At 70.4% G+C, this 23900-nt stretch carries 19 protein-coding genes and 1 pseudogene; 10 read left to right on the plus strand and 10 right to left on the minus strand.

What is annotated here, in order from left to right:
- Window positions 1–94 precede the first annotated feature (94 nt).
- The 5 genes from I8N67_RS12545 to I8N67_RS12560 all read right to left on the minus strand — a co-directional run bounded on the left by I8N67_RS12545 (window position 95) and on the right by I8N67_RS12560 (window position 4880).
- On the minus strand, window positions 95–1276 hold the full coding sequence (locus I8N67_RS12545) for an ROK family transcriptional regulator (RefSeq protein WP_200303040.1): 1182 nt from the start codon (window positions 1274–1276) through the stop codon (window positions 95–97).
- Between the two features lie 236 nt (window positions 1277–1512).
- Window positions 1513–2187 (minus strand): GntR family transcriptional regulator, encoded by a 675-nt coding sequence (locus I8N67_RS12550; protein ID WP_200303041.1) that lies wholly within the window; start codon window positions 2185–2187, stop codon window positions 1513–1515.
- 171 nt (window positions 2188–2358) lie between these two features.
- A complete protein-coding gene (locus I8N67_RS12555; protein ID WP_200303042.1) occupies window positions 2359–3303 on the minus strand; it encodes a beta-ketoacyl-ACP synthase III in 945 nt (314 codons plus the stop codon).
- Between the two features lie 139 nt (window positions 3304–3442).
- A complete protein-coding gene (locus tag I8N67_RS44905) occupies window positions 3443–3580 on the minus strand; it encodes an MFS transporter small subunit (protein WP_443729042.1) in 138 nt (45 codons plus the stop codon).
- Complete coding sequence (locus I8N67_RS12560) at window positions 3546–4880, minus strand: OFA family MFS transporter (protein ID WP_200303043.1); 1335 nt, start codon at window positions 4878–4880, stop codon at window positions 3546–3548. The genes I8N67_RS44905 and I8N67_RS12560 overlap by 35 nt, the downstream gene beginning before the upstream one ends.
- Window positions 4881–5125: 245 nt before the next feature.
- On the opposite strand from I8N67_RS12560, the gene I8N67_RS12565 reads away from it, so the two are divergent.
- The 7 genes and pseudogenes from I8N67_RS12565 to I8N67_RS12595 all read left to right on the plus strand — a co-directional run bounded on the left by I8N67_RS12565 (window position 5126) and on the right by I8N67_RS12595 (window position 14009).
- Entirely contained in the window at window positions 5126–6097 is a 972-nt protein-coding gene (locus I8N67_RS12565) for a 2-dehydropantoate 2-reductase (RefSeq protein WP_200303044.1), read from the plus strand.
- Window positions 6098–6108: 11 nt separating this feature from the next.
- Window positions 6109–8034, plus strand: a complete 1926-nt coding sequence (locus tag I8N67_RS12570) for a molybdopterin oxidoreductase family protein (protein ID WP_200303045.1) — start codon at window positions 6109–6111, stop codon at window positions 8032–8034.
- 5 nt (window positions 8035–8039) lie between these two features.
- Complete coding sequence (locus I8N67_RS12575) at window positions 8040–9983, plus strand: NAD(P)H-dependent oxidoreductase subunit E (RefSeq protein ID WP_200303047.1); 1944 nt, start codon at window positions 8040–8042, stop codon at window positions 9981–9983.
- Complete coding sequence (locus I8N67_RS12580; protein ID WP_200303048.1) at window positions 9980–10840, plus strand: 2Fe-2S iron-sulfur cluster-binding protein; 861 nt, start codon at window positions 9980–9982, stop codon at window positions 10838–10840. Before I8N67_RS12575 ends, I8N67_RS12580 begins: the two co-directional genes overlap by 4 nt.
- Before the next feature lie 8 nt (window positions 10841–10848).
- Entirely contained in the window at window positions 10849–11712 is an 864-nt protein-coding gene (fdhD, locus tag I8N67_RS12585; RefSeq protein ID WP_200303049.1) for a formate dehydrogenase accessory sulfurtransferase FdhD, read from the plus strand.
- A gap of 195 nt (window positions 11713–11907) precedes the next feature.
- Window positions 11908–12763 (plus strand): annotated as a pseudogene (locus tag I8N67_RS12590) (LamG domain-containing protein); the annotation flags it as partial.
- 10 nt (window positions 12764–12773) lie between these two features.
- On the plus strand, window positions 12774–14009 hold the full coding sequence (locus tag I8N67_RS12595; protein WP_200303050.1) for a DUF5005 domain-containing protein: 1236 nt from the start codon (window positions 12774–12776) through the stop codon (window positions 14007–14009).
- Here the strand turns inward: I8N67_RS12595 and I8N67_RS12600 are convergent.
- Window positions 13948–14988 carry a bile acid:sodium symporter family protein gene (locus I8N67_RS12600; protein WP_200303051.1) on the minus strand — a complete coding sequence of 347 codons (1041 nt, stop codon included), beginning with the start codon at window positions 14986–14988 and terminating at the stop codon, window positions 13948–13950. The two genes, I8N67_RS12595 and I8N67_RS12600, sit on opposite strands and share 62 nt — an antisense overlap.
- Before the next feature lie 141 nt (window positions 14989–15129).
- Here I8N67_RS12600 and I8N67_RS12605 point away from each other — a divergent pair, with 141 nt between their 5' ends.
- A complete protein-coding gene (locus I8N67_RS12605) occupies window positions 15130–16005 on the plus strand; it encodes a LysR substrate-binding domain-containing protein (RefSeq protein ID WP_200303052.1) in 876 nt (291 codons plus the stop codon).
- 313 nt (window positions 16006–16318) lie between these two features.
- Complete coding sequence (locus I8N67_RS12610) at window positions 16319–18145, plus strand: AMP-dependent synthetase/ligase (protein ID WP_200303053.1); 1827 nt, start codon at window positions 16319–16321, stop codon at window positions 18143–18145.
- A gap of 20 nt (window positions 18146–18165) precedes the next feature.
- Here the strand turns inward: I8N67_RS12610 and I8N67_RS12615 are convergent, their stop codons facing one another.
- A complete protein-coding gene (locus I8N67_RS12615) occupies window positions 18166–18948 on the minus strand; it encodes a Tat pathway signal sequence domain protein (protein ID WP_200303054.1) in 783 nt (260 codons plus the stop codon).
- Window positions 18949–19205: 257 nt separating this feature from the next.
- Here I8N67_RS12615 and I8N67_RS12620 point away from each other — a divergent pair, with 257 nt between their 5' ends.
- Window positions 19206–20042 carry an aldo/keto reductase gene (locus I8N67_RS12620; protein WP_200303056.1) on the plus strand — a complete coding sequence of 279 codons (837 nt, stop codon included), beginning with the start codon at window positions 19206–19208 and terminating at the stop codon, window positions 20040–20042.
- A gap of 136 nt (window positions 20043–20178) precedes the next feature.
- Here I8N67_RS12620 and I8N67_RS12625 read toward each other — a convergent pair whose 3' ends face one another.
- From I8N67_RS12625 to I8N67_RS12635, 3 genes are all read right to left on the minus strand, one after another.
- A complete protein-coding gene (locus tag I8N67_RS12625; protein WP_200303058.1) occupies window positions 20179–21111 on the minus strand; it encodes a class I SAM-dependent methyltransferase in 933 nt (310 codons plus the stop codon).
- Between the two features lie 95 nt (window positions 21112–21206).
- Window positions 21207–21803 carry a dihydrofolate reductase family protein gene (locus tag I8N67_RS12630; protein WP_200303060.1) on the minus strand — a complete coding sequence of 199 codons (597 nt, stop codon included), beginning with the start codon at window positions 21801–21803 and terminating at the stop codon, window positions 21207–21209.
- Window positions 21804–22020: 217 nt separating this feature from the next.
- Entirely contained in the window at window positions 22021–23736 is a 1716-nt protein-coding gene (locus tag I8N67_RS12635; RefSeq protein ID WP_200303062.1) for a glycoside hydrolase family 6 protein, read from the minus strand.
- Window positions 23737–23900 lie beyond the last annotated feature (164 nt).

Below are 23900 nucleotides of genomic sequence, written 5' to 3' on the forward strand. Positions count from 1 at the left end.
GGGCCGGTTTCAGGGCGAAGCCGTCTGCTGGGCAGGCGTGTTCGGGCAGGGCAGAGCTGGGCGCTGTACTGGTGATCTCTGTCGGTGGCGTTGCTTACGCGGGCGAGAAGAGATGGTCGCTGATGAGGCGGGCCGCGCCGATGACTCCGGCGGTGGGCCCCAACTCCCCCAGCACGATGGGCAGATTGTTGGTCGCGAGGGGCAGTGACTGGCGGTAGACCTGGGTGCGGATGGCGGCGAGGAGGGTGTGGCCGAGGCCGGTCACCCCGCCGCCGATCACCACCAGGCCGGGGTTGAAGAAGCTGACGAGTCCGGCGATGACCTGGCCGGTGCGGTTGCCGCCCTCGCGTATCAGGTCGAGTGCGGTGGCGTCGCCGGCGGCGGCCGCCGCGGCGACGTCGACGGCGGTCAGGGTGCCGTTGGTCTCCAGGCGGGACGCGAGTTCCGCCGAGAGTCCCTGCTGGGCGGCGTCCTTGGCGTCGCGGGCGAGCGCGGCGCCGCTGAAGTGGGCCTCCAGGCAGCCCCGGTTGCCGCAGGCGCACGGACGGCCGTCCGGTACCGCGAGGATGTGCCCTATGTCGCCGGCGCTGCCGGTCGTACCGCGGTGGACCTCGCCGCCGACGACGATGCCGCAGCCGATGCCGGTGCCGATCTTGACGCAGAGGAAATCGCCCACGGATCGGGCCACGCCCGCGTGCTGCTCCCCCATCGCCATCAGGTTCACGTCGTTGTCGACCATGACGGGGCAGCCGAGGTCCTGGCTGAGTGCCTCGCGCACCGGGAACCCGTCCCAGCCCGGCATGATCGGCGGGGCCACCGGGACGCCCTCGGGAAAGCGGACCGGACCGGGGACGCCGATACCGGCGCCGTCGAACCCCTCCGCGAGCCCGGAGGCCTTCAACTTGGCGGCCATGGACAGGACTTGCTCGAAGACGGCTACGGGGCCGTCCCGTACGTCCATGGGCTGGTTGATGTGCCCGAGTATCTCCAACTCGGCGTTGGTGACGGCCACATCTATCGAGGTCGCGCCGATGTCGACGCCTAGGAAACGGAGTTGGGGAGCGAGCCGGATGTTGTGCGAGCGGCGCCCACCGCGCGAGGCGGCCAGCCCGTCGGCCACGACCAGCCCTGTCTCCAGCAGCCGGTCCACCTCCACGGCGAGCTTCGACCGCGAGAGATCAACCCGGTCCCCGAGCTGCGCACGGGAGTTGGGTCCACCGTCTCGCAACAGCCGCAGCAGCCGGGCCTGATGCGCGTTGGCGGGTCGAGCCGTCATCCGTCTCACAAGCCCCTCCCGCCTCAATCGGCCGCCGAGTCCGCCGCGTATGGCCGTCGCCCTCCGGCCACATCCTCATGACCGACCTTTCGCAGGGGAACGTAGCAGCGGCTGCCGGGAGTGGGAAGAAGTCGCGCATGAATTGCCGTCAACTTTCTCCACTCACAGGACAAAGAAGGGGGCACCGACAAGTCAAAGCGGCGGCCCGCCCGGCCGCCGCTCGGTGTGAACCCCGGTTACTTCTCGCGCTCGTGGTACGTCTTCCGCGTGTGCTCCGTGTGCTCCCGCATGACCTCCGTCGCCCGCTGTTCGTCGCGGGCGGAGATCGCGGTGATCAGATCGCGGTGTTCGATCCAGGACTGGTGGCCGCGCTGGCGGGCGACGGGGGTGTAGTACCAGCGGACGCGGCGGTCGACCTGGGCGGCGAGTTCGGCGAGGACCGCGTTGCCGGCCAGTTCCATGATCTTGGCGTGGAAGCGGGCGTTCACGGTGACCGCGGCGTCGACGTCGTCGGCGTCGACGGCGTGCTCGCCCTCGGCGCACAGCTCCTCCAGGGCCGTGATGCCGGCCGTGCCGGCGTTGGCCGCGGCGAGGCGGGCCGCTTCGGCCTCCAAGAGGGTGCGGACCGTGAGGAGTTGGTCGGCCTCCGCCTCGGTCGGTTCATGGACGAAGGCGCCCTGGGCGGGGCGGAGGTCGACCCAGCCCTCGGTGTTGAGGCGCTGCAGGGCCTCGCGGACGGGCTGGCGGGAGACGCCGAGGTGCCCGGCGAGCTCGCTCTCGACGAGGTGCTGGCCGGGGCGCAGGGCGCGGGTGGTGATGAGTTCGAGCAGGGCCTCGTAGACGCGGTCGCGCAGGGGGCCGGGACGTTCGAGCTTGGGCACGGTCCCTTGCGGAAGTCCTGTCGACAACATCGGGTCCCCCTCCAGAGCACCACCGGGTGTACTGCACACGGAAAGTCAACGGCCCGTACCGGAAAGTCGAGGTCAACAGCCAGTATGGATTGTCTTTCGTCTACAGTCTACGACCGTTGTTGACCAGGGAGCCGACGAGTATGCCTCGTCACATCACCACGGATGTCCTGGTCACGGGCAGCGGACGACCTGTCCCGCGTACGACAGATTGCCGCCGAAGCCGAACAGCAGGACGGGGTCGCCGCTGGAGATCTCGCCGCGTTCGACGAGCTTGGAGAAGGCGATCGGGATGCTCGCGGCCGAGGTGTTGCCGGACTCGGTGACGTCCCGGGCGATGACGGCGTTGACGGCGCCGATCTTCTGGGCGAGGGGCTCGATGATGCGCAGGTTGGCCTGGTGGAGGACGACGGCGGCCAGGTCCTCGGGGGTGAGCCCGGCCTTCTCGCAGGCCGCGCGGGCGATGGGCGGCAGCTTGGTGGTGGCCCAGCGGTAGACGCTCTGCCCCTCCTGCGCGAAGCGGGCGGGCGTGCCCTCGATCCGTACGGCGTGGCCCATCTCGGGCACCGAACCCCACAGCACCGGCCCGATGCCGGGTACGTCCGAGTCCGCGGCCTCGACGACCGCGGCGCCCGCCCCGTCCCCGACGAGTACACAGGTCGTACGGTCGGTCCAGTCCACGATGTCGGACATCTTGTCGGCGCCGATGACGAGCGCCCGGGTGGCGGCCCCCGCGCGCACGGCGTGGTCGGCGGTGGCGAGGGCGTGGGTGAACCCGGCACAGACGACGTTGACGTCCATCGCGGCCGGGGACGGGATGGAGAGCCGGTTCGCGACCCGGGCGGCCATGTTCGGGGAGCGGTCGACGGCGGTGGAGGTGGCGACCACGACGAGGTCGATGGCCTCCGGGCCCAGGCCGGCCGCGGCGAGCGCCTTGGCGGCGGCGTGCCCGGCCAGCTCGTCGACGGGTTCGTCGGGTCCTGCGATGTGCCGGGTGCGGATGCCCACGCGGCTCATGATCCACTCGTCACTGGTGTCGACCATGCCCGCCAAGGCCTCGTTGGTGAGTACCTTGGCGGGCTGGTAGTGGCCGACGGCGGCGATTCGCGAGCCGTTCATGGGTGGTTCCCCTCGTAGCCTGTGGTCAGCGGGATCCACCAGTCTGTTCAGTGACTCGCCGGTACGAGGGCGGGTGAGGCGACAGTAATGCGCGGCCCGTGTTGTGGGCTTCTGTCAGACCTCGGGACGTGCGAACGCCTTACCCGGTGAACAATTGCGTAGCCTTCCGGACGAGTTCGTACAGTCCGTAACCGAGAGGCACACCCACCCAGAGCCAGGCAAAGATGATCAACGGCCGCCGGTCAGGCGGATTCGGGCTGCTGTCGCTGGACGACATCGGCGGCCTCCCTCGGGGCGGGGATGTGGAAGCGGGGGTGGACCGGCCGGACCAGCTCGTTGGCGACGAAGCCGATCACCAGCAGCCCGATCATGATGAAGAAGGACGTGCCGTAGAGGTCGGGGCCGGACTTGCCCGCCTCTTCCTGCCGGTCGGCGATCCAGTTGACGATCAGCGGTCCGAGGACACCGGCCGTGGACCAGGCGGTGAGCAGCCGGCCATGGATGGCGCCGACCTGGTAGGTGCCGAAGAGGTCCTTCAGATACGCGGGGATCGTGGCGAAGCCGCCGCCGTAGAAGGACAGGATCACCAGGGCGCAGACGACGAACAGCGGCTTGGAGGCGTCGCCGAACAGGGCGATCAGCAGGTACATCAGCGCGCCCACGCCCAGGTAGACGCGGTAGATGTTCTTGCGTCCGATCAGGTCGGACGTCGACGACCAGACGATACGGCCGGTCATGTTGGCCGCCGAGAGCAGCGCGACGAAGCCGGCGGCCGCGGTGACGGAGACCGGGGTGGAGGAGTTTGCGAAGAAGTCCGTGATCATCGGGGCGGCCTTCTCCAGGATGCCGATGCCCGCGGAGACGTTCATGCAGAGGATGACCCACAGGCACCAGAACTGGGGGGTGCGGATGGCGTTGCGGGCGGAGACCTGTACCCCGTCGAGGACGGCCGGTCCGGACTCGACCGGCTTCTCGGTGCGCGGCACCCGGACCAGCAGGACGCCGAGCAGCATGAACACGGCGTACGACAGCCCGTGCACCAGGAAGGCGAGGGCGATGCCGGAGGAGTCCGAGCCGAAGGACTCCAGCATCTGGGCGGACCACGGCGAGGCGATGAGCGCGCCGCCGCCGAAGCCCATGATCGCTATGCCGGTGGCCATGCCGGGCCGGTCCGGGAACCACTTGATCAGGGTCGAGACGGGCGAGATGTAGCCGATGCCGAGGCCGATGCCGCCGACGAAGCCGTAGCCGAAGACGATCAGCCAGTACTGCTCGGTGGCCGCACCGAGCGAGGCGATCAGGAATCCGGAGGAGAAGCAGATCAGCGCCACGGTCATCGCCCAGCGCGGACCGTTGCGCTCGACGAGCGTGCCGCCGAACGCGGCGGACAGGCCGAGCATGACGATGCCGAGTTGGAAGGGCAGGGCGCTCTGCGTGCCGCTGAGGCCGAGCGCGGATTCGAGCGGCGGCTTGAACACGCTCCAGGCATAGGCCTGGCCGATGGAGAGATGAACGGAGAGAGCGGCCGGGGGTACGAGCCAGCGGCTCCAGCCCGGGGGTGCGACGGGGGGACTCATGATCCCGGACGGTAGGGAGTGGTGGGGGAGAAAAAAAGGCCGCACGTCGACCGTATGCGATGAGCGGTATCCACCGCGCGCCGAACGGTAGTTCCCCGCCACCTTCATGACCGGGTAATGCCTTGCCCTTCCGTTGCGCGAACCCTTGCTGGGCCAACTTCCATACTGTAGACAATATTTCGTCGACAGAGTTCGGCAGTGCGCCATCTCCGCGGTATCCCTCGACCGAACGGAGCTCCCTCACCATGAAAGTCGCAGTTCTCGGCGCCGGTGCGATCGGCGCCTATGTCGGCGCCGCGCTCCACCGCGCCGGCGCGGACGTGCATCTCGTGGCCCGTGGACCGCATCTGGCGGCCATGAGGCGCGGCGGGGTGCGTGTGCTCAGCTCGCGCGGGGACTTCACCGCCCGCGCCCACGCCACGAACGACCCGGCCGAGATCGGCCCGGTCGACTTCGTCTTCCTGGGCCTCAAGGCCAACTCGTACGCGGCGTGCGGGCCGCTGATCGAGCCCTTGCTGCACGGGACCACGGCGGTGATCGCCGCCCAGAACGGCATTCCCTGGTGGTACTTCCACCGGCACGGCGGCCCGCACGACGGCCACCGCGTCGAGAGCGTGGACCCGGCCGGCGCGGTCAGTGCGGTGCTCGCGCCCGAACGGGCCGTCGGCTGTGTCGTCTACGCCGCGACCGAGCTCGAAGGACCCGGCGTCGTACGGCACTTGGAAGGCACCCGGCTCTCCGTCGGAGAACCCGACCGTACGGTCTCGGCGCGCTGCCGGGCGTTCAGCGACGCCATGGTGGCGGGTGGCCTGAAGTGTCCGGTGGAGCCCGACATCCGGGGCGACATCTGGATCAAGCTGCTCGGCAACATCTCGTTCAACCCGATCAGCGCCCTGTCCCGCGCGACCATGCGGCAGATGTGTCTGCACGGCGGCACCCGCAAGGTCATCGAGACGATGATGGCCGAGACGCTCGCCGTCGCCACCGCCCTGGGCTGCGAGGTCGGCGTCTCGATCGAGCGGCGGATGGCCGGCGCCGAACGCGTCGGCGACCACCGCACCTCCACACTCCAGGACCTGGAGCGCGGCAAGCCGCTGGAACTCGACGTCCTCCTCACCGCCGTCGTCGAGCTGGCGGACATCACCGGCGTCGAGGTGCCGACGCTCCGCACCGTCCACGCCATCTCGGACCTGCTCGCCCTGAGGAGCGCCGCATGAGGAACGGGAACATGAGGAACAGGAAACGGCAACCGAAGACCTACACCCGGCTCACCCACCCGCTCGTCCGGGACTCGCGCGACGAGCCGCTGCGGCGGGCGAGCTGGGAGGAGGCGCTGGACCGGACCGCCCGCGGACTGCGGGCGCACCGCGGCGCGTTCGGCATGTTCTCCTGCGCCCGCGCCACCAACGAGATGAACTACGTGGCGCAGAAGTTCGCCCGCGTGGTCATGGGCACCAACAACGTCGACTCCTGCAACCGCACCTGTCACGCGCCGAGCGTCGCCGGTCTGTCGGCCGCCTTCGGTTCGGGCGGGGGCACCTCCTCGTACGAGGAGATCGAGCACACCGACGTCATCGTGATGTGGGGCTCCAACGCCCGCTTCGCCCACCCGATCTTCTTCCAGCACGTGCTGAAGGGGATACGCAACGGCGCCCGGATGTACGCGGTCGACCCCCGGCGGACGAGCACCGCCGAGTGGGCGGAGAGCTGGCTGGGGCTGAACGTCGGCACCGACATCCCGATGGCGCACGCGATCGGCCGCGAGATCATCCACGCGGGCCTCGCCAACGAGGCGTTCATCGGGCGGGCGACCACCGGCTTCGAGGAGTACAGGGCGCTCGTCGAGCCGTGGACGCTGTCGCTCGCCGAGAAGGTGACGGGCGTACCGGCCGCTGCCATAAGGCAGTTGGCGCACGCCTACGCCCGTGCCGAGCGCGCCCAGCTGTGCTGGACGCTCGGCATCACCGAGCACCACAACGGCACGGACAACGTACGCGCGCTGATCAACCTGTCGCTGCTGACCGGCCATGTGGGGCGCTACGCCTCGGGGTTGCAGCCCCTGCGCGGCCAGAACAACGTGCAGGGCGGCGGCGACATGGGCGCCATCCCCAACCGGCTGCCCGGCTTCCAGGACATCCTCGACCCCGACTCGCGGCTGAAGTTCGAGTCGGCGTGGGACACCGCGATCCAGCCGCGCTACGGGCTGAACCTGACCGAGATGTTCGAGGCCATGGAGGAGGGCTCGCTGAAGGCCGTGTACTGCATCGGGGAGAACCCGGCGCAGTCCGAGGCCGACAGCGAGCAGGCCGTACGGCGGCTGTCGGCCCTCGACTTCCTCGTCGTCCAGGACATCTTCCTGACGAAGACCGCCGAGCTGGCGGACGTCGTGCTGCCCGCCACCGCCGGGTGGGCGGAGACGGACGGGACGACCACCAACAGCGAACGGCGGGTTCAGCGGGTACGCCGGGCCGTCACCCCGCCCGGTGAGGCCCGCGAGGACATCGACATCCTCTGCGACCTCGCCGGGCGCCTCGGGCACGAGTGGAAGTACGCCGACGCCGAGGCCGTCTGGAACGAGCTGCGGTCGGTGTCGCCGGAGCACTACGGGATGACGTACGAACGCCTTGAGGAGCATCAGGGCATCCAGTGGCCCTGTCCGGACACCGACGGGCTCGAACCGACGTATCTGCACGGCCGGTTGTGGGACCCCGATCCGGCGAACCGGGGCCGGCTCGCGCCCTTCGGGATCGTGGAACACGATCCGCCGGTGGATCTGACGGACGAGCGGTTCCCGGTCCGGCTCACCACCGGGCGGCGGCTGGACTCGTACAACACCGGTGTGCAGAGCGGGAGTTACGCCTCGCCGCTGCGGCGCGGGGAGTACATCGAGCTGTGCCCGGAGGACGCCGAGCGCTACGGGGTCGTGGTGGGCGAGGAGGTCCGGGTGTCCTCGCGGCGCGGGTCGGTGGTGGCTCCGGTGTGGATCGATCCGGCGCTGCGGCCCGGGCTCGCCTTCATGACCATGCACTTTCCCGACGAGGTGGACACCAACCAGCTGACGATCGAGGCGAACTGTCCGATCGCGGGGACGGCGGAGTTCAAGGCGTCGGCGATCCGGATCGAGAAGCTGACCGTCGCGACCATCGTGAGGTGACGTAAGTGGACCTGCACTTCGGCGACAGCAAACCCACGGACGAGGAGAGGGAGGCCGTCGACGCGCTGCTCGGGCCGCCGGAGTCCTCCTGGGAGGGGGCGGACCGCACCGACGCCGATCTTCGCTGGGCGCGGGGTGGGCGGGAGGCCCGGGAGCGTCGTGATCTGCTGTTGCCGGGGTTGCACGCGGTCAACGACCGGGTGGGGTGGATCAGTGAGGGGGCGCTGGACCATCTGTGCCGGCGGCTGACGGTGCCGCCCGCGGAGGCGTACGGGGTGGCCACGTTCTACTCCATGTTCTCGGTGAAGCCCCGGCCCACGACGGTCCTGCACGTCTGCACGGACCTCGCCTGCGCGGCGGCGGGGGCGGCGGAGTTGTGCGCGGGGGTCGAGGCGCGGCTGGGGCTCGGGAGCGGGGTTCAGGTCGAGCGGAGCCCGTGTCTGGGGTTGTGCGAGCGGGCGCCGGCGGCGTTGGTGGTACGGGCCGGCCCCCAGGGGGATTTCGCCCCCGCCGCCCCTGCCCGTCCCATCCCACAGGGCTCCGCCCCGGACCCCGCTCCTCGAACGCCGGAGGGGCTGATTGACGCGGACCCCAGCCGGGTGCGGAATCCGCTTCGCGCCACCGCCGTCGTCGCGCCGGCCACCGTTGACGGCGCGGTCGTCGCCGCCACCGCCCCCGAGGCGGCCGGCGCGGAGCCCCCGGCCGCGATGGCGGTCCCGCAGGCGGGGCAGGCCGGGCTGAACCTTCTCTCCCGGATAGGTGTTGTCGACCCCACCTCCCTCGACGACTACCGCGCCCACGGGGGCTACACGGCCCTGCGGCGGGCCTTCGAGATCGGGCCCGCCGGCGTCATCCGTGAGGTCACCGACTCGGGCCTGGTCGGGCGAGGCGGCGCCGCGTTCCCCACCGGCAGGAAGTGGCAGGCGACGGCGTCGCAGCCGGACCATCCTCACTATCTCGTCTGTAATGCGGACGAATCCGAGCCGGGCACGTTCAAGGACCGCGTACTCATGGAGGGCGACCCGTTCGCGCTGGTCGAGGCGATGACGATCGCGGCGTACGCGACGGGGGCGCACAAGGGCTACCTGTATCTGCGCGGCGAGTACCCGCGCGCCCTGCACCGCCTGGAGCACGCCGTCGCGCAGGCCCGCGCACGTGGGCTGCTCGGGGACGACGTCCTCGGCCAGGGCTACGCCTTCGACATCGAGATCCGACGCGGCGCGGGCGCCTACATCTGCGGCGAGGAGACGGCGCTCTTCAACTCCATCGAGGGGTACCGGGGCGAGCCGAGGTCGAAACCGCCGTTCCCGGTGGAGAAGGGCCTGTTCGGGAAACCGACGGTGGAGAACAACGTCGAGACGCTGGTGAACGTGCTGCCGATCCTGGCGATGGGCGCCCCGGCGTACGCGGCGATCGGGACCGGCCGGTCCACCGGGCCGAAGCTGTTCTGCGTGTCGGGGAGTGTGGAACGGCCCGGCGTCTACGAGCTGCCGTTCGGGGCGACGCTCGGCGAGCTGCTCACCCTCGCCGGGGTACGGGACCGGCTGCGCGCCGTCCTCCTCGGCGGCGCGGCCGGCGGGTTCGTGCGCCCCGACGAGCTGGACATCCCGCTCACCTTCGAGGGCACGCGGGAGGCGGGCACGACGCTCGGCTCGGGCGTCGTCATGGCCTTCGACGACACGGTCCCGCTGCCGAGGCTGCTGCTGCGGATCGCGGAGTTCTTCCGGGACGAGTCGTGCGGGCAGTGCGTGCCGTGCCGGGTGGGGACCGTCCGCCAGGAGGAGGCGCTGCACCGGATCGTGGAGCGGACGGGCGCGGACGCGGCGTCCGACATCGCCCTGCTGCGCGAGGTGGGCCGTGCCATGAAGGACGCCTCGATCTGCGGTCTCGGACAGACCGCGTGGAACGCCGTGGAATCCGCCATCGACCGTCTGGGGGCGTACGAATGACCGTGATACCGCTGGGGGTGCCGCGTCGCCTGCTGGAGTTCACCATCGACGGGGAGCCGGTGCGCGCCCCCGAGGGCGCCACGATCCTCGACGCCTGCCGGGCCGCCGGCAAGGACGTCCCCACCCTCTGCCACGGCGACACCCTCACCCCGAAGAACGCCTGCCGGGTGTGCGTCGTCGAGGTGGAGGGGGCCCGGACCCTCGTCCCGGCCTGCTCCCGCGAGGCCGAGCCCGGTATGGAGGTGAGGACGGACACCGAGCGGGCCCGGCACAGCCGGAAGATCGTCCTCGAACTCCTCGCCTCCTCGGTCGATCTGTCGACGACCCCGCAGGTCGCCGGGTGGATCAAGGAGTACGAGGCGAAGCCGGACCGTTTCGGGCCGGACGCGGCCCGCGTCGACGAGGAGCCCCGGGTCGACAACGACCTGTATGTGCGCGACTACGACAAGTGCATCCTCTGCTACAAGTGCGTGGACGCCTGCGGCGACCAGTGGCAGAACACGTTCGCGATCTCCGTCGTGGGCCGTGGCTTCGACGCCCGGATCGCCGTCGAGCACGACGCGCCCCTGACCGACTCGGCCTGTGTGTACTGCGGGAACTGCATCGAGGTGTGTCCGACGGGCGCGCTGTCGTTCAAGTCGGAGTTCGACATGCGGGCGGCGGGCACCTGGAACGAGTCGGCGCAGACGGAGACGACCACGGTGTGCGCGTACTGCGGTGTGGGCTGCAACCTCACGCTCCATGTGCAGGACAATGAGATCGTGAAGGTCACCTCGCCGCACGACAACCCGGTGACCCACGGCAACCTGTGCATCAAGGGCCGCTTCGGCTATCAGCACGTACAGAACCGGGACTGAGAGACGACATGGGACGAGTCACGGAACGACGCAAGGTGATCCGCATCCGGGACGGGGTGGTCTCCACGCGCCCGGACACGCTCGTCGCCGAGGAACCGATGGAGATCCGGCTGAACGGCAAGCCGCTCGCGATCACCATGCGCACCCCGGGTGACGACTTCGCGCTGGCGGCGGGGTTCCTGGTGAGCGAGGGCGTGCTCGCCGAGCAGTCCGACCTGCAGAACATCGTCTACTGCGCGGGCGCGACGGCGGACGGCTCTAACACATACAACGTGGTGGACGTGAGGACGGCGCCGGATGTCGTCGTCCCCGACATCACGCTCGAACGGAACGTGTACACGACGTCGTCCTGCGGCCTGTGCGGCAAGGCGTCGCTGGACGCGGTCCGTACGACCGCCCGCTGGCCCGTCGACGACACGCGCGGCGGTGACGCTCCCCCGGTCCGTCTCGACCCCGAACTCCTCGCGAGCCTCCCCGACCGGCTCCGCGCGGCCCAGCGGGTCTTCGACCGGACCGGGGGTCTGCACGCGGCGGCCCTGTTCAGCGAGGACGGTGAGCTGCTCGACGTACGGGAGGACGTGGGGCGGCACAACGCGGTGGACAAGCTGGTGGGGCGGGCCCTGCAGAGCGGGTCGCTGCCGCTGTCCCGGGTGATCCTGCTGGTGTCGGGGCGGGCCTCCTTCGAGCTGGCGCAGAAGGCGGTGATGGCGGGGATCCCGGTGCTGGCGGCGGTCTCGGCGCCGTCCTCGCTCGCGGTCGACCTGGCGGCGGAGACCGGACTGACCCTGGTGGGCTTCCTGCGGGGGGCCTCCATGAACGTGTACGCGGGTGAGCACCGGATCGCTCTGCGGGCCACGGCCGCGCAGGGCTGACCGGACTCCCCGCGACACGTCGGCGGGGCCCCGGCGGGGAGCGCCCCCTGCGCCGGTTGGCCCCGCCGGTTGGCCCCGCCGGTTGAACGCCGGGTACGCGTCGTGGGTCCGCCTGTCTCGTTGCCGGGTGCGGCTTCGGTGGGGGCTGGTCGCGAAGTTCCCCGCGCCCCTGAAAAGCAGGGGCTGCGCCCCTTGCCCTGGGAGAGCGTGGACCGGGGCACGGTCGTCACCACGGACTGGTCCGGCTACTCGGACCTGGTGCGGATCGGCGGAACGCATGGCAACGATGTCGTGGGCCTGCTGTACGAGGGCGGCGCGGTCGACGCCCGGGACGAGATCCGCTTCGCCCGCTTCACGCAGGACTGGCTGACCCCGCGCCGGGGCCCGGACCCGACGACGCCCGACAAGGCTCCCGGTGGCCGGCCCGCGGCTGTGCTCGGTGGGGCGCGGCCGACGGACGGGGCGTTCGGCGGTGCGATCGAGTTCGACGGCACCGACGACGCCGTACGGCTGCCGTATCGGTCTCGACTCCCATTGCACACCAAGGACTTCACGGCGTCGCTGTGGTTCCGCTACTCGGCCACCACCGGGGAGCAGCCGATGCTGTGGGTGGGCGGGGTGGGGACGACGCAGCCGCAGGTGTGGCTGCGCGGGGAGCCCGCGGCGGGGCGGCTGACCGGGCTGATCACCGTGCGGGACGGGGCCGCGCCGCCCCGCACCGCGTCCGTACGGTCCACGGGCGCGTACAACGACGGGCAGTGGCACCGGTTGGTGCTGCGGCGGGGTGGCGGGGGCGCTCACGCTCTTCGTCGACGGTACGCCGTTCAGCACCGCCGACATCCCCGGATCGGTCAGCCGCAACTCGCCGTTCGGGGCGCACATCGGGCAACGGGTCGACAGCCGGGCCCACTTCACCGGGGCGATCGACGAAGTACGCGTCCATGACCGGGCGTTGAGCGACGCGGAAGTGGCCGGGACGCACCCGCCGGGCGCGGCGACGCGGGGCGCGATCCTGTGGCTGCCCATGGACCAGGTGCACGGAGGCAACTAACGTCCCTTCCGTGCCCGACGACCCGAGAGCACGACAGCGGACGGGGGCCGGACCGGTGCTCGTCCTGGCACTGGTGCTGGCCCTCGTGGTCGTGCTGCTCACCGCCCTCCCGGACGACGACCGGGAGGGCGGCTCCACCTGCACGGCCCGCACGGTCCGCGACTGGGACCCGGATGCCTCCCTGACCGACGAGTTCACCCGGTACGGCGACGACGCCACCCGCACGGACGACTGGACCGGCGGCGACGGCACCCACTCGGTGCGGCTCCCGGACGGGCGGGTGCTGTGGCTGTTCTCGGACACCTATCTGGGCCAGGTGCACGCCCCGCCCAACCCGGTGGGCGAGTCCGTGGCGTGGCGGGACGTCTCGACTCCCCTGGTGCGCAACTCGGCGGTGGTGATGTCCCCCTCGGGCCGCCTCGAATCCACACTCCCCGCCCCCGTCTTCCCGGACCCGGCCCCCCAGCGGTGGCGCTGGCCGGTGGCCGCCCGCGTCGAGCCCCGCTCCCCCGGCTCGGACGAGAAGGTCGTACGGGTGCTGCTGTGGACCCGTACGGCGGGGCGGTCCCCGTGGATCTACGGGGTGCCCACGGCGACCGAGGTCGCCACGCTGTCGCTGCCCGATCTGCGGCTGGAGGGCATCACGACGGTGCTGGACCAGGCGTCGGTCGCCGATCCGGCCCGGCGGGTGCTGTTCGGTACGACGGCCGTGGACGCGGGCGACTGGAGTTACGTCTTCGGCGGCACCGACGCCCAGGCCGCGTCCCGGCCGACCTCGCACGCGTATGTGGCCCGGGTGCCGCGCGGCAGGCTCGGGGAGCCGGGCGCGTGGGAGTACTGGGACGGCTCGCGGTGGGCGGTGCGGGGGCGGCCGGCGGCGGTGCTCGGGGACGGGGCGGACAAGGGGGTGGGCAGCGCCTTCACCGTCGTACGGGACGGCCGTACGTATGTGCTGTTCACCATGGCCGCCGGGACCGAGGGGCTGACGACGGTCACCGCGTACTGGGCCTGCTCCCCCACCGGGCCCTGGCACGGGCCCGCCAAGGGCTTCAGCCCGCCACTGCCGGCCGGCGGGGTCGCGGCGTACAACCCGCAGGCGCACCGGGCGGTCGACGACGGCCGGCTGGTCCTGAGTTACGACGTCAACTGGCTGGACGCGGACGCGGCCTCGGCGCAGCTGAACATCACGCGGAACGTGTCCCTGTACCGACCGCGGTTCGTATCGCTTCGTCTCGCTGCTCCGTGACGGCCGGCTCGACCGGGTCCTTGGCGCGGCGCTTGGCGATGACCGCGCAGACCATGAGCTGCATCTGGTGGAACAGCATCAGCGGCAGCACGGCGAGGGACGCATCGGGGCCGAACAGGACGCTCGCCATGGGCAGTCCGGAGGCGAGGGACTTCTTGGAGCCCGCGAACTGGATGGCGATACGGTCCGCCCGGTCGAAGCGCAGCGCCTTCGCGCCGTACCAGGTGAGGAGCAGCATCACCGCGAGCAGGACGGCCTCGACGACGAGCAGTCCGGCGAGCCACAGCGGGCTGACCTGGCTCCAGATCCCGCGCACCATGCCCTCGCTGAACGCGACGTAGACGACGAGGAGGATCGAGCCCCGGTCGACGAGACCGAGGATCTGCTTGTGCCGGGTGAGGAAGCCCCCGATCCAGCGGCGGGCGAGCTGCCCGGCGAGGAAGGGCACCAGCAGCTGGAGCACGATCTTCAGCAGCGCGTCGGCCGAGAAGCCGCCGACGCTGCCGCCGAGCAGGCTCGCCGCGAGCAGCGGGGTGATGACGATGCCGGCGAGGGAGGAGAAGGAGCCCGCGCAGATCGCGGCGGGCACATTGCCCCGCGCCATCGAGGTGAAGGCGATCGACGACTGGACGGTCGACGGGACGAGCGTGAGGAAGAGCAGACCGGTGTAGAGGGAGTGGTTCAGGAACACCGGTTCGAGGCCGCGGGCGGCCAGGCCCAGCAGCGGGAAGACGACGAACGTGCAGGCCAGGACGGTGATGTGCAGTCGCCAGTGCTTGAGGCCGTCCAGGGCCTCACGGGTGGAGAGCCGGGCGCCGTAGAGGAAGAACAGGAAGGCGATCGCGGCCGTGGACGCGCCCGACGCGACCTCGGCGGCCGTACCCCGCGCGGGCAGCAGCGCCGCGAGACCCACCGTCCCGAGCAACAGCAGGATGTACGGGTCGATCGGCATCCAACTCGGCCACTGCAGGCGTTTCACGGTGCTCCACGTGCGTTCGAAAGATCGGGCGTCGGGGCCGGAAAGCCCCTCTCCATCGTCCTCTGCGGGCCCTTGATCGGGAATCCGTCATACGGCTCTGACTGTGATTGCTTTTTGCGATAACCGGTTAGGGTGTCCGGTATGTACGACCCTTCGCAGCTGCGTACCTTCCTCGCCGTGGCCCAGACTCTGAGCTTCACACAGGCCGCCCGGCGGCTGGGGCTGCGCCAGTCCACGGTCAGCCAGCACGTGCGCCGACTGGAGGACGCGACCGGGCGGCAGCTGTTCACCCGCGACACACACTCCGTGGAGCTGACGGAGGACGGCGAGGCCATGCTCGGTTTCGCGCGGCGGCTCCTTGAGGTGCACGAGCAGGCGACGGCGTTCTTCACCGGGACGCGGCTGCGCGGGCGGCTGCGCTTCGGCGCGTCGGAAGACTTCGTGCTGACCCGGCTCCCGGAGATCCTGGAGGGCTTCCGCCACCATCACCCCGAGGTGGACCTGGAGCTGACCGTCGAGCTGTCCGGCACGCTGCACGAGCGGCTCGCGGCGGGCAAGCTCGACCTGGTGCTGGCCAAGCGGCGCCCCGAGGACCCGCGCGGCGAGCCGGTCTGGACGGACCGGCTGGTGTGGATCGGCGCGGAGCGCCTGCGCCTCGACCCCGACCGTCCGGTGCCGCTGATCGTCTATCCGCCGCCCGGCATCACCCGCGCCCTGGCCCTGGAGGCGCTGGAGCGCGAGGGCCGCGCCTGGCGTATCGCCTGCACCAGCGGCAGCCTCAACGGGCTCATCGCCGCCGCCCGCGCGGGCCTCGGCGTGATGGCGCATTCACAACGGCTGCTGCCGCCCGGTCTGGTCCGGGTCCCGGACCGCGCGGAACTGCCCGAACTGGGCGAGGTCGACTTCGTCCTGGTCCACGGACGGCGGCCCGGCGCGGCCGCCGGCGCCGCGGACGCGCTGGCGGCGGCCATCCTCTCCGGCGGCGACCGGCTGCACGGCAGCGCGCGAGGGGTGTGACGGGAAAGACCGCCGCGCTGGTACTTGTGTCGGTCCCTGCGACCGGGCGGCACTGGGGGCGTTCGCGTTTCCCCAGGCCAGACCGTGTCCATGGGGACGCGGACCGTAGCCGCGCCGTGCGGGTTCGGTGGAGATTGCAATGCCGGAACCCACTACGACGTCAGGAATTACGCCGGACACCTCCCCGTCTGCGTACATTTCCTGTCGGCGACCCGTGCCGTGGGTCCGAATTCGTCCTTTCCGCAACCCCTCCCGTCCGTTCTCCTGGTGAGGTAGCTTTCACGCGCTGTGCGGAGTGCCACGAGGAGCGGGTTTGCGCGAATTCACCAACCCTCCGTTGGCGTCGGCGCCGCCGGTCGGCGGTCTGGCCGACGTCGTCTTCGAGTACGCCCTGGAGGACCCGACATACATCGCGCTCGGCCGTAAGGACGAGCGCGGCGAGTGGCGCGATGTGACCGCCGCCGAGTTCCGCGACGAGGTGCTCGCGCTGGCCAAGGGGCTGCTCGCGCAGGGCATCCGGTTCGGCGACCGCGTCGCCATCATGTGCCGTACGCGCTACGAGTGGACCCTGTTCGACTACGCCCTGTGGACCGTCGGCGCCCAGGTCGTCCCCGTCTATCCGACCTCCTCCGCCGAGCAGGTCTTCTGGATGCTGTACGACTCCCAGTGCACGGCGGCCATGGTCGAACACGAGGACCACGCCATGACCATCGCCACGGTCATCGACCGGCTGCCCCAGCTGCGCCGGCTATGGCAGCTGGACGTGGGGGCGGTGCAGGAGCTGTACGAGGCGGGGGCGCACCTCGACGACGAGGTGGTGCACCGGCACCGGCGGGCGGTGACCCCCGAGTCGATCGCGACGATCATCTACACGTCCGGCACGACGGGCCGCCCCAAGGGCTGCGTCATCTCGCACGCCAACTTCATGATCGAGGCGGACACCGTCATCGAGCGCTGGGCGCCGCTGTTCAAGTCCCGCAAGGGCGACGAGGCGGCGACGCTGCTGTTCCTGCCGCTCGCACACGTCTTCGGGCGCATGGTGCAGGTCGCCGGTATCCGCGGGAAGGTCAAGTTCGGTCATCAGCCGCAGCTCAACGCGGCCGTGCTGCTGCCGGACCTCGCCGCCTTCAAGCCGACCTTCTTCCTCGCGGTGCCGTACATCTTCGAGAAGGTCTTCAACGCGAGCCGGCGCAAGGCCGAGCGGGAGGGCAGGGACAGGCCGTTCGAGAAGGCCGTCGAGGTCGCCGTGAAGTACGCGGACGCGATGGAGGCGCGGGCCTGGGGCACCGGGCCCGGCCCGTCGGCGGGGCTGCGGATGCAGCACCAGTTCTTCGACAAGGTCGTCTACGGCAAGATCCGGGAGGCGATGGGCGGCCGGATCAAGTACGCGATGTCCGGCGGCTCGGCGATGGACCGGCGGCTCGGACTGTTCTTCGCGGGCGCCGGCGTCCACATCTTCGAGGGGTACGGCCTGACGGAGTGCACGGCCGCCGCGACCGCCAACCCGCCGGAGCGCACCCGGTACGGCACGGTCGGCCAGGCCATCCCGGGCATGACCGTGCACATCGCGGACGACAGCGAGATCTGGCTGCGCGGCCCCAATGTCTTCCAGTGCTATCTCAACAACCCCAAGGCCACCGACGAGACCCTGCACGAGGGCTGGCTGGCCACGGGCGATCTGGGCTCCCTCGACGAGGACGGCTATCTCACCATCACCGGGCGCAAGAAGGAGATCCTGGTGACCTCGGGCGGCAAGAGCGTCTCCCCGGCGATCCTGGAGGAGCGGGTGCGCGACCATCCGCTGGTCGCCCAGTGCATCGTCGTCGGCAACGACCGCCCGTACATCGCCGCCCTCGTCACCCTGGACGGGGAGGCCGTCGAGCACTGGCTCCAGATGCACGGCAAGGCGAAGCTGTCGGCGGCCGAGCTGGTGCGCGACCCGGAGCTGGAGACCGAGGTGCGGCGGGCGGTGGTCGCCGCCAACACCCTGGTCTCGCAGGCCGAGTCGATCCGTACGTTCCGCATCCTGGCGCATCAGTTCACCGAGGAGCACGGCCTGTTGACGCCGTCGCTGAAGCTGAAGCGGAAGGCGATCGAGAAGGCGTACGCGACCGAGGTGGAGGCGCTGTACCGGGCGTGAGCGACAACCGCCCCGGGCGGTCACACCAGTTGGTAGCCCCGCAGGTTCCGCAGGAGCAGATGGCAGTTCCGCAGGGAGCCCGAGGTGTCGCCGAGGGAGCGGTAGATGCCCCACTTGGGGCGCAGTCGGTCGGCGAGGAAGGTGTCGACGCCGGTGCGCGAGACGTCGATGAGCGTCGTCGAACTCCTCTTGAGGATCCAGCGCACCGAGCCGGCCGAGCCGTTGCCGACCTTGACCTGGAAGTCGACGTCGACCCAGGAGTCGTGCAGGGGTGCCAGGTCGGTGCGGCCGACGAGGATGTCGTCGACGGGCAGCTTCAGTTCGATGGTCTGCGCGCCGTTCACCCGGCGCAGCGACTGCACGACGAGGGGCGAGGTGCCGCTGCCGGGCTGCTTCATCTGCATGATGTGGGTGAAGGAGGTGGTCGCCTTCAGCGAACTCGGTATGTACATCCCGTAGGTGACGCGCCAGGTCTGCCCCTCGGTCCACCGGAGAAAGCCGCTGCCCGTGCGCAGGCCGGTGACCTCGTGGCGCTGGCGGTCGGTCGAGGTGTCCCGGTCGACGGTGTGCATGTCGAAGCGCCAGGTGTCGCCGGTCGCGTAGATGTGCGGCGAGGCGGAGGTGTGCGAGTCGGCGCGGTCGTCCTCGAGCGTCTCGAAGGCGCGGAGTCCGTCGGCGCTCGCGGACGGGGACCACTTCAACTGCCAGGAGGCGGCGTGCGCGAGAGGGGCCGGCAGTCCGGCAGCCGCGGCGGCACCGCCGCCGAGGGCGGCGCCGAGGAGGTTCCTTCGGGTGGGGATCATGGGCTCCATCCATTCACGTATGTGACCAGAATTCACCGATGTGCGTTGACGCAGAGGACAGAATCCCCGCGCGGCCGTGTTCGGTCAATGGTCCAGACCGATACGGATCGAGATCATGGAACCGCTGGGTCCGTTTCCGGCCATTCTGCGATTCGGCGCGCGATTCGGGGCGTGAGCGGTCCGCTCAGGAATGCATCACGGGCCGTGATCGTTGACGATGGGTTGTACCAACCGACGACTTCAAGGATCGAGAGCTCGTGAGCAGCAAGGTCCCCCCGATCATCCTGAACAACGGCGTCGAGATGCCCCAGCTGGGTTTCGGCGTGTGGCAGGTGCCGGACGACGAGGCCGAGCAGGCGGTCACCACGGCGCTGGAGGCCGGCTACCGCAGCATCGACACGGCCGCGGTCTACGGCAACGAAAAGGGCACCGGCAAGGCCATCGCCGCTTCCGGCGTCCCGCGCAAGGACCTCTTCGTCACCACCAAGCTCTGGAACAGCGATCAGGGCTACGACTCCACCCTCCGCGCCTTCGACGAGTCCCTGGACAAGCTGGGCCTGGAGTACGTGGACCTGTATCTGATCCACTGGCCGCTGCCGGCCCGGGGCACGTTCGTCGACACGTACAAGGCGTTCGAGAAGCTGGCGGCCGACGGCCGCGCCAAGTCCATCGGTGTCTCCAACTTCCTTCCGGAGCACCTTCAGACGCTGATCGAGGCCACGGCCGTCATCCCGGCCGTCAACCAGATCGAGCTGCACCCCCACCTTCAGCAGCACGCGTCCCGCGAGTACCACGCGGAGCAGGGCATCGCCACCGAGGCCTGGTCGCCGCTCGGCCAGGGCAAGGGTCTCCTCGAGGTCCCGGCGATCATCGCCATCGCGCAGAAGCACGGCCGCACCCCGGCCCAGGTCGTGCTGCGCTGGCACCTCCAGCTGGGCAACGTGGTCATCCCGAAGTCCGTGACGCCGTCCCGGATCAAGGAGAACATCGAGGTCTTCGACTTCTCCCTGGACACCGAGGACATCGCCGCGATCAGCGCGCTGAACGAGGACCGCCGCATCGGTCCCGACCCGGCGGCCCTCGACATGGTCTGAGGCCGACGGTCCACGACGGCTGACATCGAATACGGAGACCGCCCGCGGGATGCGATCCGGCGGGCGGTCTCGTGCGTTCGGAGCGGGCCGTGGTCCCAGCCCGGCCCGGCCCGGTCGCGGTGGCGTCAGGCCGGCGTCACAGCTGGGCCAGATGCACGGTGTGTGCCGCGAGGAGATGGACGTCCGTGCGGTGGTGCAGGCTCTTCTTGTCGTCGGGGTCGAGGAGCCGGTCGAGGGTGGAGAGGTCGGACGCGTCGAGCAGTTCCGCGCACTTTTCCCGGCGGCCCCGGAAGGAGGCCACGGCGTAGGCGCGGGCGGATTCCGACAGGGGGGCCGGGAGGTCGAGCAGGAAGGTGCGTGACGTGGCGTCGCGCAGGCCCACGGCGGTGAGCAGCCCCGGCCAGTCCTCGGTCTCCGTGACGCTGCCGGGCAGCGCCGCCCGCATCTCGCTGAACCACAGCGCCTCGGCGACATCGAGCCGGGACTCCAGTCCGGGGCGGCCGATGCCGATGTCACGCGGCAGGAACCGCGCGGGCAGCCCGCCCTCGACGAGCGCCAACACACCGCCGGGGGCCAGCCGTCGGGCGAAGGCGGCGAGTCCGGCACGCTGGTCGCCGAGGTGATGCAGGCTGCGGCTCGCCCACATCAGATCGGCGGGATACTCCAACTCGGCCAGTCCCTCCGGCAGTTCGACCTCAAGGGTGCCGAACCGGTCGGCGCAGCCGAGGCGTTCGGCCCGGGCGCGAGCCCGCTCCAGGAGCGGCCCGGAGCCGTCGACGGCGACGACCCGGGCGCCGGGGAACCCGTCGGCCAGCAGACAGCTCACGACCCCCGGGCCACTGCCGATGTCGACGATCAGTCCCGGCTCGGGCTGCCGTGCGGCCACCCAGGACACGGCCTGCCGGTTCAGCGGTGCGAACAGTTCCGCCTGCTCCTCCAGATGCTCGGCCTGCTCGGCCCAGTCGATGTCGGTGTGATCGTGACGGCCGTGATCGTGACGGCTGTGGTCGTGACGGCCGTGGTCGTGGCTGTGGTCGTGCCGACCCTGACCGTGGTGGTGCTGTCCCATGACGGTGAGCCTCTCTTCCGGGTGCCGTCAGCCTGCTCCGGCGCACCGCGAAGCCGCCACTTCCCTTGCCGTATCGGCAAATTAGGCGTGCCGATTCAGCCCTTTTCCGCCACCCGGTACGTGCAGACGTTCACGCCCGTGCCGCTCGTGGCCGTGGAGACCAGCTCCAGGGTGTGCTTGGCGCCGTCGCCGGGGAAGATCGTCTTTCCGCCGCCGAGGAGCACCGGCATGACGATCAGGACCAGCTCGTCGGCCAGGCCCTCCGCCAGGAGGGTGCGGGCCAGGGTCGGGCTGCCCATGACGAGGAGGTCGCCGCCGTCGGTCTCACCGAGCTTGCGGATGTGGGCGAGGGCCTCCTCGCCGGGGATACGGGTGGTGTTGGCCCAGGTCAGCTCGGAGTCGGCGAGCGTGGCGGAGACGACGTACTTGGGGATCGAGTTCATCCGGTCGGCGAAGGGGTCGCCCGCGCGGGCGGGCCACGCCCCGGCCATCGCCTGCCAGGTGCGGCGTCCGTACAGCAGCGCGTCCGCCTTGTTCAGCGCGGAGTCCCAGGCGCCGCCGACGACCTCCGGGTCGAAGAAGGGGTGCGTCCAGCCGCCGTGCGCGAAGGCGCCCTCGGTGTCCTCCTCGGGACTGCCGGGCGCCTGCACGACACCGTCCAGGCTGATGAACGCGCAGATCACGATACGCATGGGATTCTCTCTTCTTCCGCTGACGGGCTGACGGGGGTGACGAGGTGACGGCGGTGAAGACCACCCCGCCGCCCGGAACTCATCGCTCCCGCCCACCTCCGCCATCGTGACGTAGCTCACACCGACCCGCCACCGGTATGCGCACACGCCGGAACGGTCCGCCAGGGGTTGGGGGAAGCACTGCTCACCCCTGGCGGACCGGTTCAGCCGATCGGCCTTACAGCGCCGGGTAGGCGTTCTGCATCAGCTGCTGGAACTGGGCGGAGAACCAGTGCCCGGAGAGCGGTGAGTTCGGCAGGGCGCCGGAGAGGTTGTTGCCGTTGCGCGGGTTGCCCGTGTACGTCGGGTCGCACATGCGGTCGAAGCCCTTGCCCTCGTCGTTCGGGATGGCGGAGCTGGACCCGTCGGACTCGCCCGGGGGCTTCATCCAGACGTAGGCGTCGATGCCGGTCGCGGGGGCCGCCTGCGGACGCTCACCGAGGCCGGCTCCGGACTGGTTGCACCAGTTGCCGATGTGGATACGACGGTCGTAGCGGCCGCCGTTGACGTAGGTGTCGACGTCGGTCGTGGCGCCGGGGCCGGTGGGCCGTGCGGTGCCGCCCCAACCGTTCCTGGAGGTGTCGATCAGCATGCCGATGTCGGAGTTGAAGCCGACCGAGACCAGCTGGGTGCGGAAGGCCTGGGCGAAGGAGAGCTCGTCGACATAGCGGTTCCAGTCGACCCAGTCCGACTCACGGACGGAGGTGCCGTTCACCGTCGAGCCGATGGTGAAGTTGTTCTCCTTCAGAGCGCTGTAGTTCGCCGTGTTGGTGATGAAGCCGTGGACGTCGTTGACCGTGGCGCCCTCGGCGGTCGCCGCCTCCTTGAAGACCGTGGCGGAGGCGCCGAAGTTGTCGTCCCAGCCGATCCAGCCGTGGTGGCCGGCGTCGACGTAGTTGTAGACGTTCGCCACGTCACCGAGCTTGTTGAGCGCGTAGCCGACGCCCTTGACGTAGTTGCCGTTGGCCTTCATCACATCGCACTCGGGGGTGGCCGTCGGGCGGCTGCCGGTGTTGGTGACGAGGTTGGGCAGCGAGTCGATCTCGACGGTCGTGACGATCCGCAGGGACGCGTACTTCGCGTCGGCGAGGATGGCCGCGATCGGGTCGATGTACTCGGTCCTGTAACGGCCGATCTCCGTCGGGCCCAGTTCGCCGTTGGAGGCGAGGGCCGCGCAGTCACGGCCGGGCAGGTTGTAGATGACCAGCTGGACGACGAGCTGGTCGGAGCCCTTCTGCTCCAGCGCCTCGTCGAGGTGGTCGCGCAGGCCCATGCCGCTGCCCACGCCCTCGATGGCGGCGGTCCGGTCCAGCCACACACCCGTGGGCTGACTGGAGATCCGGCTGCCGCCCGGCTCGGCGGCGGCCTTCGCGGACCACTCGGGGTTCACGTACACCTTGGCGCCCGAGTAGGGGTTGTCGACCTTGGCGCCGGGGGTGCCCGGGTCCGGCGGGTCGGTGGGTCCGCCGCCGCCGTCGTCGACATTGCAGGTCACGCCGTCGAGCGTGAACGTCGTCGGGAGGGCGTTGGTGCCGCTGTAGGTGGCGTTGAAGCCGAAGCTGACCGAACCGCCGGTCGCGAGCGACCCGTTGTACGTCTCGTTGGCGGCCGTCACGGTGGTGCCGCTCTGGGTGAGCTTCGAGTTCCAGCCGTTGGTGACGGTCTGGTTCCCGGCGTACGACCACTTCACTGCCCACGACGACTTCGCGGCGCTGTTGTTGGTGATCGTCACGGCGGTGGTGAAGCCGGTGGACCACTGGTTCTGCACCTTGTAGTCGACCGTGCAGGGGATCGCCTTGGCGCCGACGTCGTCCGGTACGGCGGCTATCGCGGTCCCGGCGGCGCCGGCGACCAGCGCCAACGCCGCGAGGAGTGCTGTTCTGGTACGGCTCATGAGTGCGGGTTTCCTCTTCCGTAGTGGGGTTTACGTGGAGGTTCCGAGAGGGGTGTACGGGAGGTTCCGAGAGGGGTGTACGGGAGGTTCCGAGCGAGGTGCACATGGTGGTCCCGAGGGGGACCGAAGTGGCCCGGGCAGGGCGGACCCGGAAGAGCGGTTCC

Source organism: Streptomyces adelaidensis (genome assembly GCF_016598475.1).
Classification (GTDB): Bacteria; Actinomycetota; Actinomycetes; order Streptomycetales; family Streptomycetaceae; genus Streptomyces; species Streptomyces adelaidensis.

What these genes read in the sequence shown, in the direction of transcription:
- I8N67_RS12545 (WP_200303040.1), bottom strand. Translation starts at nt 1,276, where the DNA reads ATGACGGCTCGACCCGCCAACGCGCATCAGGCCCGGCTGCTGCGGCTG.
- I8N67_RS12550 (WP_200303041.1), bottom strand. Translation starts at nt 2,187, where the DNA reads ATGTTGTCGACAGGACTTCCGCAAGGGACCGTGCCCAAGCTCGAACGT.
- I8N67_RS12555 (WP_200303042.1), bottom strand. Translation starts at nt 3,303, where the DNA reads ATGAACGGCTCGCGAATCGCCGCCGTCGGCCACTACCAGCCCGCCAAG.
- I8N67_RS44905 (WP_443729042.1), bottom strand. Translation starts at nt 3,580, where the DNA reads ATGTCGTCCAGCGACAGCAGCCCGAATCCGCCTGACCGGCGGCCGTTG.
- I8N67_RS12560 (WP_200303043.1), bottom strand. Translation starts at nt 4,880, where the DNA reads ATGAGTCCCCCCGTCGCACCCCCGGGCTGGAGCCGCTGGCTCGTACCC.
- I8N67_RS12565 (WP_200303044.1), top strand. Translation starts at nt 5,126, where the DNA reads ATGAAAGTCGCAGTTCTCGGCGCCGGTGCGATCGGCGCCTATGTCGGC.
- I8N67_RS12570 (WP_200303045.1), top strand. Translation starts at nt 6,109, where the DNA reads ATGAGGAACAGGAAACGGCAACCGAAGACCTACACCCGGCTCACCCAC.
- I8N67_RS12580 (WP_200303048.1), top strand. Translation starts at nt 9,980, where the DNA reads ATGACCGTGATACCGCTGGGGGTGCCGCGTCGCCTGCTGGAGTTCACC.
- fdhD (WP_200303049.1), top strand. Translation starts at nt 10,849, where the DNA reads ATGGGACGAGTCACGGAACGACGCAAGGTGATCCGCATCCGGGACGGG.
- I8N67_RS12605 (WP_200303052.1), top strand. Translation starts at nt 15,130, where the DNA reads ATGTACGACCCTTCGCAGCTGCGTACCTTCCTCGCCGTGGCCCAGACT.
- I8N67_RS12615 (WP_200303054.1), bottom strand. Translation starts at nt 18,948, where the DNA reads ATGATCCCCACCCGAAGGAACCTCCTCGGCGCCGCCCTCGGCGGCGGT.
- I8N67_RS12625 (WP_200303058.1), bottom strand. Translation starts at nt 21,111, where the DNA reads ATGGGACAGCACCACCACGGTCAGGGTCGGCACGACCACAGCCACGAC.
- I8N67_RS12630 (WP_200303060.1), bottom strand. Translation starts at nt 21,803, where the DNA reads ATGCGTATCGTGATCTGCGCGTTCATCAGCCTGGACGGTGTCGTGCAG.
- I8N67_RS12635 (WP_200303062.1), bottom strand. Translation starts at nt 23,736, where the DNA reads ATGAGCCGTACCAGAACAGCACTCCTCGCGGCGTTGGCGCTGGTCGCC.